General features: G+C 70.9%; 15 protein-coding genes. 5 read left to right on the top strand and 10 right to left on the bottom strand.

The annotated features are described in order from the left end of the window. The first annotated feature begins 56 nt into the window (after positions 1 to 56). Together OUY22_RS31620 and OUY22_RS31615 are read left to right on the top strand one after the other, a co-directional pair. Positions 57 to 1,349 (top strand): MFS transporter, encoded by a 1,293-nt coding sequence (locus tag OUY22_RS31620; RefSeq protein WP_270158909.1) that lies wholly within the window; start codon positions 57 to 59, stop codon positions 1,347 to 1,349. A 143-nt stretch (positions 1,350 to 1,492) separates the two neighbouring features. Beyond that, the gene (locus OUY22_RS31615) at positions 1,493 to 2,629 is read left to right on the top strand and encodes a hypothetical protein (protein ID WP_270158908.1); all 1,137 of its coding nucleotides are present in this window, start codon (positions 1,493 to 1,495) and stop codon (positions 2,627 to 2,629) included. A gap of 80 nt (positions 2,630 to 2,709) precedes the next feature. Here OUY22_RS31615 and OUY22_RS31610 read toward each other — a convergent pair whose 3' ends face one another. Continuing rightward, positions 2,710 to 2,943 (bottom strand): hypothetical protein, encoded by a 234-nt coding sequence (locus OUY22_RS31610; RefSeq protein WP_270158907.1) that lies wholly within the window; start codon positions 2,941 to 2,943, stop codon positions 2,710 to 2,712. Between the two features lie 73 nt (positions 2,944 to 3,016). Between OUY22_RS31610 and OUY22_RS31605 the strand changes: the two genes are divergently transcribed. Next, positions 3,017 to 3,625 carry a Uma2 family endonuclease gene (locus OUY22_RS31605; protein WP_408638231.1) on the top strand — a complete coding sequence of 203 codons (609 nt, stop codon included), beginning with the start codon at positions 3,017 to 3,019 and terminating at the stop codon, positions 3,623 to 3,625. A 46-nt stretch (positions 3,626 to 3,671) separates the two neighbouring features. Here OUY22_RS31605 and OUY22_RS31600 read toward each other — a convergent pair whose 3' ends face one another. The 7 genes from OUY22_RS31600 to infC form a co-directional block, all read right to left on the bottom strand. After that, positions 3,672 to 6,227, bottom strand: coding sequence for a phenylalanine--tRNA ligase subunit beta (locus OUY22_RS31600; RefSeq protein ID WP_270158906.1), 2,556 nt, complete (start codon positions 6,225 to 6,227; stop codon positions 3,672 to 3,674). After that, positions 6,227 to 7,267, bottom strand: coding sequence for a phenylalanine--tRNA ligase subunit alpha (gene pheS, locus OUY22_RS31595; RefSeq protein WP_270158912.1), 1,041 nt, complete (start codon positions 7,265 to 7,267; stop codon positions 6,227 to 6,229). The genes OUY22_RS31600 and pheS overlap by 1 nt, the downstream gene beginning before the upstream one ends. Before the next feature lie 120 nt (positions 7,268 to 7,387). Beyond that, positions 7,388 to 8,470, bottom strand: a complete 1,083-nt coding sequence (locus tag OUY22_RS31590; RefSeq protein WP_270158905.1) for a sensor histidine kinase — start codon at positions 8,468 to 8,470, stop codon at positions 7,388 to 7,390. Between the two features lie 50 nt (positions 8,471 to 8,520). Beyond that, entirely contained in the window at positions 8,521 to 9,324 is an 804-nt protein-coding gene (locus tag OUY22_RS31585; protein WP_270158904.1) for a TrmH family RNA methyltransferase, read from the bottom strand. A 67-nt stretch (positions 9,325 to 9,391) separates the two neighbouring features. Continuing rightward, entirely contained in the window at positions 9,392 to 9,775 is a 384-nt protein-coding gene (gene rplT / locus OUY22_RS31580) for a 50S ribosomal protein L20 (protein WP_148031211.1), read from the bottom strand. 24 nt (positions 9,776 to 9,799) lie between these two features. Continuing rightward, entirely contained in the window at positions 9,800 to 9,994 is a 195-nt protein-coding gene (rpmI, locus tag OUY22_RS31575; RefSeq protein WP_270158903.1) for a 50S ribosomal protein L35, read from the bottom strand. A gap of 125 nt (positions 9,995 to 10,119) precedes the next feature. After that, the gene (infC, locus tag OUY22_RS31570; RefSeq protein ID WP_270158910.1) at positions 10,120 to 10,689 is read right to left on the bottom strand and encodes a translation initiation factor IF-3; all 570 of its coding nucleotides are present in this window, start codon (positions 10,687 to 10,689) and stop codon (positions 10,120 to 10,122) included. 347 nt (positions 10,690 to 11,036) lie between these two features. Between infC and OUY22_RS31565 the strand changes: the two genes are divergently transcribed. Both OUY22_RS31565 and OUY22_RS31560 read left to right on the top strand, forming a co-directional pair. Beyond that, positions 11,037 to 11,291, top strand: a complete 255-nt coding sequence (locus OUY22_RS31565; protein ID WP_270158902.1) for a type II toxin-antitoxin system Phd/YefM family antitoxin — start codon at positions 11,037 to 11,039, stop codon at positions 11,289 to 11,291. Further along, positions 11,288 to 11,710, top strand: a complete 423-nt coding sequence (locus OUY22_RS31560) for a type II toxin-antitoxin system VapC family toxin (protein WP_270158901.1) — start codon at positions 11,288 to 11,290, stop codon at positions 11,708 to 11,710. The genes OUY22_RS31565 and OUY22_RS31560 overlap by 4 nt, the downstream gene beginning before the upstream one ends. Here the strand turns inward: OUY22_RS31560 and OUY22_RS31555 are convergent. Further along, on the bottom strand, positions 11,685 to 12,539 hold the full coding sequence (locus OUY22_RS31555) for a shikimate dehydrogenase (RefSeq protein WP_270158900.1): 855 nt from the start codon (positions 12,537 to 12,539) through the stop codon (positions 11,685 to 11,687). The genes OUY22_RS31560 and OUY22_RS31555 overlap by 26 nt on opposite strands. 31 nt (positions 12,540 to 12,570) lie before the next feature. After that, positions 12,571 to 13,599: endolytic transglycosylase MltG (gene mltG, locus OUY22_RS31550; RefSeq protein WP_270158899.1), on the bottom strand; the 1,029-nt coding region annotated here is incomplete at its 5' end.

Raw genomic sequence — 13,599 nt, 5'->3', positions numbered from 1 at the left:
CGCGTCCCGGATAACGTTTTGCGGCGGGCTCCGGACCGGAGGGACAATGGGGTCTCGTGCGCGTGCTGAAGAAGTCCCCGCTGGCGCGGGTTCTGCCGGACCTCGCCCCGTTGCGCGACTCCCGCGACTTCCGGCTGCTGATGGCCTCCGGAGTCGTCACCATGGTCGGCACCTTCGTCACCATGGTGGCGCTGCCGTTCCAGATGTGGCAGCTGACCGGGTCCTATCTCGCGGTCGGCATGATGAGCCTGGCCGAGTTCGTGCCCATGGTGGTGTGCGGGCTGTGGGGCGGCGCGATCGCCGACTCGCTCGACCGGCAGAAGATCATCCTGTGGAGCGAGGTGGGGCTGGCGGCCACGGCGTCCGCGCTCATGGTCAACGCCATGCTGCCGGAGCCCCAGGTCTGGGTGCTGTACGTGGTCGGCGCGCTGAGCGTGGGCCTGGCCTGCCTGCAGCGTCCCAGCATGGAGTCGCTGATCCCGCAGGTCGTCCGGCACGACCAGCTCGGCGCCGCCGCCGTGCTGACCAGCCTGAGATGGAACTTCGGCGCGACCGTCGGGCCCGCGCTGGGCGGCTGGATGGTGGCCGAGCTGGGGGCGGCGGCCGCGTACGGGCTGGACGCCGCCACCTTCCTGCTCTCGATGGCGCTGCTGTGGCGGATCGGCACGCGCCCGCCGGCCGCGGACGCGGCGCCGGCCTCGCTCCGCTCCCTGGTCGAGGGCGTCCGCTACGCCGTCCGGCGCAGGGATCTCATGGGCACCTACCTCGTGGACATCGCCGCGATGGTGTTCGCCATGTCCACCGCGCTCTTCCCGGCGCTGGCCGAGCAGTACGGAGCCGAGTCGGCGACCGGGCTGCTGTACTCGGCGGGGGCGGTCGGCTCGCTGCTGGCGTCGCTGACCGGCCGCTGGACGGCCCGCGTGCACCGGCAGGGCATGGGAGTGATCGTCGCGGCGATGGTGTGGGGGGCCGCGGTGGCGCTCGCCGCGGCGGTCCCGGGCTTCTGGGCGCTGTTCGCCTGCCTGGCGCTGGCGGGCGCCGCCGACATGATCAGCGGCATCTTCCGGTCCACCATCTGGAACCAGACGATTCCGCACGAGATGCGCGGCCGGCTGGCCGGGATCGAGCTGCTGTCGTACTCGACCGGCCCGATGCTGGGCAACACCCGGGCCTCGCTCATGAGCCAGCTCGGGGGGACGAGGTTCTCGCTGGGCGCGGGTGGCGTGCTCTGCGTGGCCGCGGTGGCCGCCCTCGCCGCCGCCCTGCCGTCGTTCCGCCGCTACGACTCCCGTACCGACGAGCACGCCCTGACGGAGCGGGCGCGCCGCGCCGAGCAGGCGCTCGCCTGAACACCGCGTGACGTATGTACGAACTATTCAGATCATTTGGTGCTCAGTCATGGACTTGTCAGGCGAATGTCAGTAAAGATCTTTGTTGTCGCTACTAGCTCCATTACGCGCACAAAAGATCAGCGAAGGGTACATACGCACACATGCGGGTGGCACACGCACTCCTCACCGTCGTCCTGGCCTCGGCCGCCGTCACCACCGTCAGCCCCGCCGCCCACGCGGCCGGACGACCCGAACTCCCCGCGGAGGTGTACGGCGGCGCCTGGCAGGCGGGGCACGTGCAGGGGATCGCGGTGGACGAGAAGAAGGGCTACATGTACTTCTCCTTCACCAACCTCCTCGTCAAGACCGACCTGTCCGGCAAGCCCGTCGGCTCCGTCACCGGCTTCACCGGCCACCTGGGCGACCTGGACCTCAACCCCCGCGACGGGCGGGTGTACGGGTCGCTGGAGTACAAGGACGCGCAGGCGTTCTACATCGCCATCTTCGACGTCGACCGCGTCACCAGCCTCGGCATGGACGCCGAGACCTCGGACGTGGTGACCGCCGTCCACCTGCAGGAGGTGGCCGACGACTACAGCGCCGACATGAACGGCGACGGCGTCTTCGACGGCAACGTGGCCGACACCCCCGACCACCGCTACGGCTGCAGCGGCATCGACGGCCTGGCGTTCGGCCCCGAGTTCGGCAAACGGCACGGCAAGCAGAGGCTGACCGTGGCCTACGGCGTCTACTCCAACGTCGAACGCCAGGACAACGACCACCAGGTGCTGCTCCAGTACGACACCAGCCGGTGGCGCGCGTACGAGCGCCCCCTCACCCAGGCCGCCCCGCACACCTCCGGCCCCGCCCGCCCCGACGGCAAGTACTTCGTGCGCACCGGCAACACCCGGTACGGGGTGCAGAACCTGGAGTACGACCGCCACACCGGCAGATGGCTGATGGCCGTCTACAAGGGCGCCAAGCCGCAGTTCCCGAACTACTCGCTGTTCGCGGTCGACGGCGCCGCCCGGCCCGTGCGCGGCCCCGTCGAGGGCCAGCCCCGGCCCGAACAGGGCGACCTCCTCGCGCTCGTGCCCGAGGGCCTGCAGCACGCCGAGTCGGGCGTGCGGGGCTGGGAGTCCGCCGGCCAGTACGGGCTGGCCTCGCTGGACGACGGCCGCTTCTACCTGACGGACGCGGGCACCGTGACCGAGGACGGCGTCACCAAGCAGACGGCCCATGCCCGCCTGCACCGGTGGACCGGCCGGGCGCCGAACCCGTTCGAGCGCCTTCGGTGACCATCCCGGGAAACGGGCGCCGGCCGAGCCGGTAGCCCCCGGCGCGGGCCCCGTCACCGCAGCGGCGGGGCCCGCGCCGCTCAGCCCTCCTCGCGCCAGCCCTCATGGCGCTCGACCAGCTCGTCGACCCGGGTCAGACCCGCCTCGTCGAGCCCCGCCACGACGACGAGCCACTGCGCGTCCTCGGCGTCGTCCTCCCCCGCCAGCGTCTCGCGCACCACCCGCGGCACGCCCCGCTCCGGGAACCACTCGCCGAGGGTCTCGGCGACCTTCTCGGCGTCCTCACGCTCATGGAAGACGAGTAGCTGCCTCATGAACGGCATTCTGGCAGCAAGCGAGAGCGCGCGTTCACGAACAGTGAGCGGGGTACGTTGCTAACGTAAGACCATGACGGCCGAAGCGGTGAGCATTCCCATGGCGCCAGAGTCCTCGCTGCCCGACTGGATCTTCCCTCCCCCCGAGGGGTTCACGGCAGAAGACCTCGATCACCTTCCGCATTTGCCTGCACACACAGAGCTGATCGATGGAAGCTTGGTCCTCGTGAGCCCGCAGGCGTCCTTCCACACGCGCACGGTCGACCTTCTCGTCGCCTCACTCCGGCGGACGGTCCCCTCCCGGCTGCGCATCCGGCGCGAGATGAGCATCATCCTCGCCGAGGATCAGCGGCCGGAGCCGGACATCAGCGTCATCCACGCGGAGGCGGACGAGAGCCCTGAGCAGACGTACTATCGCGCCCGGGATGTTCTGCTGACGATCGAGGTCGTCTCGCCGGAGTCCCGCTCGCGCGACCGCAGGCGCAAGCCGCTGCTCTACGCCGAGGCGGGCATCCCCCACTTCTGGCGGGTCGAGAACGACTCGGGCAGGCCGGTCGTCTACGTCTACGAGCTCGACCCCGCCACCTGCGCCTACGTCCCCACCGGCATCCACCGCGACCGGGTCAAGGTCACCGTCCCGTTCGACGCCGACATCGACCTCGCCGAGATCGACACGTACTGACGGAGAAACGAAAGGGCCGGCACGCATGCGTGCCGGCCCTCGTCCGTCAGGCGGTGCGCAGCTGGGCGCCGACGCGGTCGGCGGCGAGCGCCACCGCCGCGTCGCGGGCGGCGGCGATCTCCTCGGCCGTCAGCGTGCGGTCGGCGGCGCGGAAACGCAGCGTGTACGCCAGCGACTTGTTGCCCTCGCCCACCTGGGCGCCGGTGTAGACGTCGAACAGCCGGACCGACTCCAGCAGCTCGCCCGCGCCGTCGCGGAGCGCCGCCTCGACGTCCGCCACCGGCGTGAAGTCGGGCACGATCAGCGCGACGTCCTGGGTGGCGACCGGGTAGGCGGAGATGGCCGGCGCCTGGACCGGGCCGGGCAGGGCCGTCTCCAGCCGGGTCAGCTCCAGCTCCATCGCGGCGGTGCGCGGCGGCAGCCCGTAGGCCTCGATGACCCTCGGGTGCAGCTCGCCCGCGTGGCCGACGAGCAGGTCGCCGAGGTAGAGGGCGGCGCACCGGCCGGGGTGCCACGGCTCGTGCTGGTCGGCCATGACCGACAGCTCCAGCCCGGCCTCGGCGGCGACGATCCGCCCGGCCTGCACCGCGTCGGCCCAGGAGGCCTCGCGGCCCCGGCCCCACCAGCCGGAGCGTTCGAACTCGCCGGCGAGCACCACCGCGACCCGCCACGGCTGGTCGGGAAGCGCCGCCTCGATCGAGGCCAGCTCCTCCGCGGTGGGCCGCCGCTCGACCCCGAGCACCGGGGCCGTCTCCGGGGCGCCCTCGCGCGGCCGGTAGACGGAGCCGGTCTCGAACAGGGCCACGTCGGCGAAGCCGCGTCCGGCGTTGCGCACCAGGGTCTTGAGCAGCCCCGGCAGCAGCGTGGTGCGCATCAGCGGCTCGTCCTCGCCCAGCGGGTTGGCCAGCCGCGCCGCGCGGCGGCGGGCGTCGTCGGCGGGCAGTTGCAGCCGGTCGAAGTCGTCGGCGCTGATGAACGGGTAGGCGAGCACCTCGGCGTAACCGGCCTCGGCCAGCGCCCTGCCGACCCGCCTGCGCAGCCGCTGACCCTCGGTGAGCCCGGCCCCGGCGGGGGCGCTGGGCAGCACGGACGGCAGCCGCTCGTAGCCCTCCAGCCTGATGACCTCTTCGGCGAGGTCGTTGGGGTCGGTGAGGTCGGGCCGCCACGACGGCGGGGTCACCGTGATCATGTCGTCGCCCTTGACGGCCAGCTTGGCCGCCAGCTCGCCGCCGGTGACCACGCCGGTCGGGTCGACGCCGCCCTCGCGCACGGCGGGGTCGTCGCCGTCGACGACGACGCAGCCGATCTGCTCCAGCCTGCGCACGACGGTCTCTCGCGCGTACGGCATGCCGGCGATGTCGCCGGGGTGGCTCGCGGGGATCGACACGCGGCCGGGCCGGACCTCGACCTCGGCGTGGGTGACCCCGGGCAGGATGGTGGCGCCGCCCAGCTCGGCCAGCATGTGCACGGCCCGCCAGGAGGCGACGAGCGGCAGCTCGCGGTCGACGCCGCGCTCGAACCGCTTGGACGCCTCGGAGACGAGGTTGTGGCGGCGGGACTCGCGGGAGATGCCGGTGGCCGAGAAGTGGGCGGCCTCGATGACGATCTCGGTGGAGCCGTCGGAGATCTCGGTCTCCAGGCCGCCCATGGTGCCGGCCATGGAGATCGGCCCCGACTGGTCGGTGATGAGGATGTCGTCGGGGTCGAGATCGCGCACGACGTGGTCGAGCGTCTCCAGCCGCTCGCCCGGCAGGGCCCGCCGCACCACGATCTCACCGGTGAGCTTGGCGGTGTCGAAGGCGTGCAGCGGCTGGCCGAGCTCCAGCATGAGGTAGTTGGTGATGTCGACGGCCAGGGACACCGGCCGCATGCCGGCCCGGCTGAGCCGGGTCCGCATCCACAGCGGGCTCTTGGCCTCCGGGTCGAAGCCGGTGACCTGGCGCAGCACGAACCGGTCGCACGCGGTCGGGTCCTCGATGGAGGCGGGCCAGGCCCCGCTGGTCTCCTCGGGCAGCTCGACGTCGGCCGGGTCGCGGAACTCCACCCCGAACGCGATCGCCACCTCGCGGGCCACGCCCCGGATCGACAGCGCGTAGCCGATGTCGGGGGTGATCTCCAGCTCGATCACGTCGTCGCGCAGGCCCAGCAGCTCGACCACGTCGGCGCCGATGGGCGTGCCGGCGGGCAGCACCATGATGCCGGCGTGGTCGTCGCCCAGCCCGAGCTCCCGCTCGGAGCAGATCATGCCTTCGGACATGCGGCCGTAGGTCTTGCGGGCGCCGACCTCGAAGCCGCCGGGCAGCACGCCGCCCGGCAGCACCACGGGCACGCGGTCGCCGGCCGCGAAGTTGGTGGCGCCGCAGACGATCTCCCGCGGCGTCGCCTCGCCGACCTCGACCCTGCAGTGGCGGATCGGCTTCTTGAAGCCGGTCAGCTCCTCGATCTCCAGCACCTCGCCGACCACGACGTTCTTGACGTCATGGCCATGAGAGGCGATGGACTCCAGCTTGAGCCCGGCGGCGGTGAGCTTGTCGGCCACTTCTTGGGCGGTGACCGCCGGGAGATCCACATACTCCCGCAGCCAGGAAAGCGGGACCTTCATCAGATCTCCATTCCGAACGGGAGCGTGAAGCGCACGTCTCCCTCGATCATGTCGCGCATGTCCTCGGCGTTGTGGCGGAACATCAGCGTCCGCTCGATGCCCATCCCGAAGGCGAACCCGGAGTAGACCGACGGGTCGATGCCGCAGGCGACGAGCACCCGCGGGTTGACCATGCCGCAGCCGCCCCACTCGATCCAGCCCTCGTTCCTGCAGGTGCGGCAGGGCGGGTTGCCGGGCACCGCGGAGGCGCCGCGGCAGACGAAGCACTTGAGGTCCATCTCGGCGGACGGCTCGGTGAACGGGAAGTAGTTGGGCCGGAACCTGGTGGTGATGCCCTCGCCGAACATGACCTCGGCGAACCGGTCGAGCGTGCCCTTGAGGTGGGCCATGGTCAGGCCCTTGTCGACGGCCAGGCCCTCGGTCTGGTGGAAGACGGGGGTGTGGGTGGCGTCGAGCTCGTCGGTGCGGAAGGTCTTGCCGGGCGCGATCGCGTAGCACGGCACGCCGCGCTCCAGCAGGGCGCGGATCTGCAGCGGCGAGGTCTGCGTGCGCAGCACCATGCCCGAGTCGGTGGAGCCGACGAAGAACGTGTCGTGCTCGGACCGGGCGGGGTGGTCCTTGGCGATGTTGAGCGCCTCGAAGTTGAACCACTCGCCTTCGAGCTCGGGGCCCTCGGCCACCTCGTAGCCCATCGCGACGAACGTGTCGGCGATGCGCTCCTGCAGCGTGGTCAGCGGGTGGCGGGCGCCGCGCGGCCGGCGGTCCCACGGCAGGGTGACGTCGACGGTCTCCTCGACGAGCACCCGCGCGTCGCGCTCGGCCTCCAGCTCGGCCTGCCGGGCGGTGAGCGCTTCGTTGACGGCTCTGCGGGCGGCGCCGACGCGCTTGCCCGCCTCGGCGCGGGCGGCCGGCGGCAGGGCGCCGATCTCGCGGTTGGCCAGGGCCAGGGGCGAGCGGTCGCCGGAATGTGCGAGCCTGGCCTGCTTGAGTGCGTCGAGGCTGCCGGCCGCCTTGATCGCCGCTATGGCGTCGGCCTCCATGCGGGACACCTCGTCGGCGTGCAGCGGGGTGACCTCGACCGGGTCGTAGTCAGACAAGAGTGAGCTCCGTATCCAGGGCTTGAGCGGGAAAAGTCTAGTGGTGGCCCACCGGTCCCGGCGTCACGCGAAGTCGGGCGTGCCGGTGGGCACGGTAAATCGGAACTCCGCCCCGCCCTCGGGCGCCTGCTGCACGGTGATGGTGCCGCCATGGGCCTCCACCAGCCCCTTGACGATGAACAGGCCGAGACCGGTGCCGCCGCGCTTGCGGCTGTTGCCGCGCCAGAACTGCCTGAAGACGCGCTGGGCCACCTCGGGCCTGACGCCCTCGCCCTGGTCGCGCACCGACACGGCGACTCCCCATCCCACGGACTCGATCTCGATCGTCACGGTGCCGCGACCGTGACGCACCGCGTTCTCCACCAGGTTAGCCAGGATCTGGTCAACCTTGTCCTGGTCAAGCCACATCTCGGGAAGATCGTCACCCGCGACGAGGCGGAAGCGGTCCTCCTGCTCACCCGCGGCGACCCGTCCGGCGACGACCCTGCGGGCCCTGGCGGGCAGGTCGACGACCTGGCGGCGCAGCTCCAGCCGGCCGGACTCGATGCGGGAGACGTCGAGCAGCTCGGTGATGAGCCGGGTGACGCGGTCGGCGTCGTTGTTGACGGTCTCGAGCATGACGAGCTTCTGCTCTTCGGTGAAGCGGCTCCACTTGGCCAGCAGCGTCGCGGTGAACCCCTTGACGCTGGTCAGCGGCGAGCGCAGCTCGTGGGCGACCGTGGAGACCAGGTCGGCGCGGCTGCGCTCCAGCCGGGCGCGGGCGCCGCCGTCGCGCAGCGTGATCGCCACCCGCTCGACGTCGCCGCACCGCTCGGGCTCGCGCACGAACCGGGCGGCCACGTACACCTCCTGGCGGCCGGGCAGGTGGAGCGGGCGCTCCGGCACGCGGCTGCGGATGCGGGGGCCGCGCTCGGGGTCGAGCGCCTTCCACCAGTCGCGGCCGTCGTTGTCGCGGAACGGGAACACCTCGGCCATGTCCCGGCCGACGGCGCGCTCCGGCGTGACGCCGGTGAGCCGGGCGGCGGCGCGGTTGACCGCGAGCACCCGGCCGAACCGGTCGGCGACGATGAGGCCGTCGGGAAGGTCGTCGATCGCTATCGTGCACGCGGCGGCAACCAGCCGCCCGTCGGTGTCTGCGCCGTGCACGAGCTCGCCTCCTCCGCCTTCAAGGCCGACAATAGCGGGTTTCCCACCGCCTAGGGCACTCGCTGAGCCCTGGCGGAGGAGTACAGGCACACCGCCGCGGCGGTGGCCAGATTGAGGCTCTCGGCCTGTCCGTAGATGGGTACGCGCACCACATCGTCGGCCAGCCCGAGCACCTCTTCGGGAAGGCCCCACGCCTCGTTGCCGAAGATCCACGCGGTGGGACCCGACAGGTCGACGTCGTCGAGCGTGTGACGGCCCGCGCCGTCGGCCGCGAGCACGCGCAGGCCGTGTTCCTTCAGCCGGCGCACGGTCTCGGCGACCGGTGCGCCGATGGCCACGGGTACGTGGAACAGGCTACCCGCGCTGGCGCGCACGCACTTGCCGTTGTACGGATCCACGCTCGCATCGGTGAAGACCACGGCGTCGGCGCCCGCGGCGTCGGCGGCGCGCATGACCGTGCCGGCGTTGCCCGGGTCGCGCACGTGCGCGAGGACGGCCACCAGCCGCGCCGGCCCCGGAAGCGCCTCGGCGAGCGGCACGTGCACCGGGCGGCAGACGGCCACCAGGCCCTGCGGGGTGACGGTCTGCGACAGCTCGGCCATGACCTCGCCGCTGGCCCGGTGGACGTGGACGCCCTGGGCGGCGGCGGCGCCGATCAGCTCGGGGTGGCGGGCCTCGGCCTCGGCCGTGGCGAACAGCTCCAGCGTGGTCCCGTCCAGCTTGAGCGCCTCGCGCACCGCCTGCGGGCCCTCGGCCAGGAACTTGCGGTCCTGGTCGCGGAAGGCGCGCTTGGTGAGCCTGCGAGCCGCCTTGACCCGCGGTGACCGGACATTGGTCAGCTCGGCTCCGGCCATCTCACTCCTGTGGGTGTGCATGGAAAAGGGCCCACCGCCGGGGTGAGCCCTTCCCGCGAAATTCCGGTCAGCCCGCGGCCGGCGCGTTCACGTTCGCGGGCAGCGCCTTCTTGGCGGCCTCCACGAGCGTGGCGAAGGTCTGGCTGTCGTTCACCGCGAGATCGGCGAGGATCTTGCGGTCCACCTCGATGTTGGCCAGGCGCAGGCCCTGGATAAGGCGGTTGTAGGTGATGCCGTTCTGACGAGCCGCGGCGTTGATCCGCTGGATCCACAGCCGGCGGAAGGCGCCCTTGCGGTCCTTGCGGTCCCGATAGGCGTACGTCATCGAGTGGAGCATCTGCTCCTTGGCCTTGCGGTAGAGCCGCGACCGCTGGCCACGGTAACCGGTTGCCCGCTCGAGAACGACCTTGCGCTTCTTCTTGGCGTTGAGCGCCCGCTTCACGCGTGCCATGATTCTTCTCCCCGGGGGTTCGCGCTACTTGGCGAGCAGTTTCTTGATCTTCTTGGAGTCGGCGTCGGAAAGGACGACCTCGTTCTTGAGACGGCGCGTCAGCTTAGACGACTTCCACTCGTTGTAGTGAGCGCGGTTGGCGCGGCGGCGCTTCACCTTGCCGGTGCCGGTGAGCCGGAACCGCTTTTTCGCACCGCTGTGCGTCTTCATCTTCGGCATCTCGCCGTCTCTCCTCATTCGGTCGTGCCGGTGGCCGGGCCGGTGGCGGGCCGACCCGGTCTCGGCGTCTTCGTCTTGCGCTGGCCGCTCGGGAACGCGCCGGCGAGGCCGGCGCGAGCCGCGGGTCACACCTCCTGTGCGGAGGGCTCCTCGCTGCCACGCTGCGCCTTGGCGGCGGCCTTCTCGGCCTTGGCCTCGGCCTTCTTCTTGTGCGGACCGATCACCATGATCATGTTACGGCCGTCCTGCTTGGGCTGGGACTCCACGAAGCCGAGCTCCTGGACGTCCTCCGCGAGCCGCTGCAGGAGCCTGAACCCCAGCTCGGGCCGGGACTGCTCACGGCCCCTGAACATGATCGTGACCTTGACCTTGTCCCCGGCCTTGAGGAACCGGACCACGTGACCCTTCTTGGTCTCGTAGTCGTGCGGGTCGATCTTCGGCCGGAGCTTGATCTCCTTGATGATCGTGTGCGCCTGATTCTTGCGCGCCTCGCGCGCCTTCATCGCGGACTCGTACTTGAACTTGCCGTAGTCCATGAGCTTGCACACGGGCGGTCGAGCCGTCGCCGCGACCTCGACGAGGTCGAGGTCGGCTTCCTGGGCGAGCTTGAGTGCGTCGTGGATGGACACGATGCCCACCTGCTCGCCGTTCGGGCCCACGAGGCGCACCTCGGGAACTCGGATACGCTCGTTGATGCGGGGCTCAGTGCTGATGGGGCCTCCTAGGTTTGCGATCCCTACGTGCTCGTCGTGCCGGAGCTCCCGCGAAAACGCGAAAAGCCCCGCACGTCGCGCATGCGGGGCCACTGAGCTCTTCGGCGTCGTGGCCTTCAAGCTCCCCGGAGTAGTCCGGCGTGATCCTTGACCCGGCCGCCTTCCGGCCGCCCGGGTGGGAGGAGACCTCCGCTTGCGCGTCCAGCAATGGCATGCCGGACCGATCAGAGAGTTACGCTACCACAACCACAGAACATCCTCGAATCTTCCCTGCGTACGGGGGGCACCCCGGTAAACTTCTGTCCAGTCTGGACAGAAGAGGGGATTCCATGGCTATTTGGCAGCTTCAAGAGGCCAAGCAGCGCTTCAGCGAGGTCGTCAGGAAGGCGCACGACGAGGGACCACAGATCGTCACCCGCCATGGGCAGGACGTCGCGGTGGTCATCGACATGGCTGAGTATCGGCGGCTCAAGGGCGAACAGCCGGACTTCAAGGAGTTCCTGCTCAACGCGCCCGACTGGGACGACGACCTGGAATTCCCACGCAGCAAGGAACTGCCGCGGGAAGTGGACCTGGGCTGGTGAGCGTCGGTTACCTCCTCGACACCAACATCGTCTCCGAGGTGAGGAAGCGCAATGGCAGCCCACCCGTCAGGGCATGGGTGGACTCCTCGCTGGGGCCCACGCTCTACCTGAGCGCGCTGTCCATCGGCGAGATCCGCTGGGGCATCGAGCTTCGGAGGAAGAGCGACCCTCAGCAGGCCCTGGTCCTTGAGCGCTGGCTCGCCACCCTTTACGCGTCATTCCGGGATCGAATCGTGCCCATCTCTCCGGACATCGCCGAAGAGTGGGGCCGTCTGCGTACTCAGCGCCCGCTCCCCACGGCGGACGCGCTCATCGCCGCCACTGCGAAGGTGCACGGGTGGAGCGTGGTCACCCGTAACGTCAAGGACTTCGACGGCATCGGGGTGACGGTCGTCAACCCGTTCGAGTGGCCCGTCTGAGGATCTCGGCCTCGCCGGCCGCGCGCATCGCCGCCACCGGGACGTCGGCCCGGCCCGTCATCAGCTCCACCTGGCGCACCGCCTGGTGGAGCAGCATCGCGAAGCCGCCGACCACGATGCCGCCCGCGGACTCGACGGCCGCCGCCGCCCGGGTCGGCCAGGGCGAGTAGACCACGTCGAACAGCGCCGGGACCCCGGCCAGCCGGTCGGCGAACACGTCGGCGGCGCCGCCCGGCAGGGTGGAGACCACCAGGTCCACCTGGGCGGCCGCGGCCAGCTTGTCGAACGTCTGCACCGCCAGCGCCACCCCGAGCCGCTCGGCCGCGCCCATCGTCTCGCCCGCCCGCGCCGGGTCGCGGACCACCAGCGTGGCCTCGTACAGACCCAGGCCGCGCAGCGCGGCCAGCGCGGAACAGGCGGTGGCGCCGCCGCCCAGCACGGTCGCCGAGCGCGGCGCCGGGACCCCGGCCTCGGCCAGGGCCCGCTCGATGCCGTGGACGTCGGTGTTGTCGCCGTGGGCGGCGCCGCCGGCGAACACCACCGTGTTCGCCCCGCCGACCTCGACCGCCAGGTCGGACACGGTGTCGAGCAGCGGCAGCACGGCCCGCTTGAGCGGCATGGTCAGCGACAGCCCGGCCCAGGTGCCCGGCCCTTCGGGCCCTTCGCCGCGGACCGGGCGCAGCTCGTGCAGCAGGGCGGGCAGCGCCACCTCGTCGCACTCGAACGCGTCGTAGCACCAGCCGGACAACCCCAGCTCGCGGTAGGCGGCCCGGTGCAGGTGCGGCGAGAGCGAGTGGGCGATCGGCGAGCCCATCACGGCAGCTCGCATGCACCCCCCTTTCGCTCCGCCATCATACGGGTCAGCCGCCCGCCGAGTTCCGCTCCAGCTCGGCCCGGAGCGCCGCGAACTCCGCCTCGGTGGTGGCGAACTTGGTGACGTTGCTCTTCGGGTCGGTGGCGACGAAGAACAGCCACGACCCCTTCGCCGGGTTGAGCGCCGCCTCGATGGCGTGGTCACCGGGATTGGCGATCGGGCCGGGCGGCAGGCCGAGGTGCTTGTAGGTGTTGTACGGAGACTTGATCTCCAGCTCGGCGTGGGTCGCCCGGGTACGGTAGCGGCCCCAGGCGTACATGACCGTGCTGTCCATCGCCAGCTTCATCTCGGGCTCACGGTTGAGCCGGTTGTAGATGACCCGCGCGATCTTCGGCATGTCCTCGTGACGGCCGGCCTCCGCCTGGATGATGCTGGCGATGGTGATGATCTCGTGCGGGGTGTAACCCATCTTCCTGGCGCTGGCCTCCAGGTCGAGCTGCTCGGCCGCCTGGTTGAAGCGCTCCACCATCTGCGCCAGCATCTCGGCCGCGGTGGCGTCCGGCTGGAAGTCGTAGGTGGCCGGGAAGGCGTAGCCCTCCAGCTTGCCCTTGGCGTAGCGGGGCAGGCCGAGGTCCTCGGCGCTCTTGGCCGCGTTCTCGAACTCCTTCGGCGCCTTGCCGGTCTTCTCCGCGAGCTGCTTGTACATGTCGGTGAGTCGCAGCCCCTCCTTGATCGTCGCCTTGGCCACGATCAGGTTGTCCGGATCGAGCAGCTTGACCGCTTCGGCGGCGGCCATCTGCTTGCGCAGCTTGTACGTGCCGGGCTGGAGGGAGGAGCTCTTCTTCGCGTTGTCGATGGCGTTGATGAAGGCCTTGGCGCTGGCGACGACCCCTTGCCGCTGCAGCTCCGCGGCCACCTCCGAGGCGCTCTGGCCGTCCTTGATCTGGATCATGACCTCGCCCGTGCCCTGACCGGTGTAGTCGTCGGGCACCAGCGCGTCGCTGAACCAGCGGTAGCCGTAGTAGCCGCCGCCGCCGATGATGCCGGCCAGGATGATGAACGCCAGCAGCGGGGC

Source organism: Nonomuraea corallina, from assembly GCF_027620315.1.
GTDB classification, from domain to species: domain Bacteria; phylum Actinomycetota; class Actinomycetes; order Streptosporangiales; family Streptosporangiaceae; genus Nonomuraea; species Nonomuraea corallina.
Note: the sequence above shows the minus strand (reverse complement) of the source record. Positions and strands in the feature narration are given on the sequence as shown.